At 74.0% G+C, this 396-nt stretch carries 1 protein-coding gene; it reads right to left on the minus strand.

Annotated elements, in window-relative coordinates:
• Nucleotides 1-278: winged helix-turn-helix domain-containing protein (locus GT045_RS17005; RefSeq protein ID WP_161334691.1), on the minus strand; the 278-nt coding region annotated here is incomplete at its 3' end.
• Nucleotides 279-396 lie beyond the last annotated feature (118 nt).

Raw genomic sequence — 396 nt, forward strand, 5'->3', positions numbered from 1 at the left:
GGCCCGGCGGCGACCCGCGTCCCCGATCCCTGCCGGGCGGTCAGCCAGCCCTCCGCGACCAGCTCCGCGTACGCGTCGGCCACGGTGTTGCGGGCCACGCCCAGGTCCGCGGCGAGCGACCGGTACGGCGGCAGCCGGGTGCCCGGCGCCAGCCGGCCACTGCGCACGGCCTCCCGCAGAGCCCTGGTCAGCGCCGCCCGGCGGCTCCCCGGACCCGACAGTTCCAGATGCAGGTCGGCACCGATCCGCTCCGCAGAATTGACCCACGTATCCGTCATGGAAGTGCACCCTACAGTCGGTCTTTCGCCGCTCTAGGGTGGATCACATGACGACGTACGCGAACACCGCCGCCGCCCCCTCCACCGCCGCTGCCCTCTCCACCGCCGCTGCCCTCTC

It is taken from the genome of Streptomyces sp. SID486, from assembly GCF_009865385.1.
Taxonomy (GTDB): domain Bacteria; phylum Actinomycetota; class Actinomycetes; order Streptomycetales; family Streptomycetaceae; genus Streptomyces.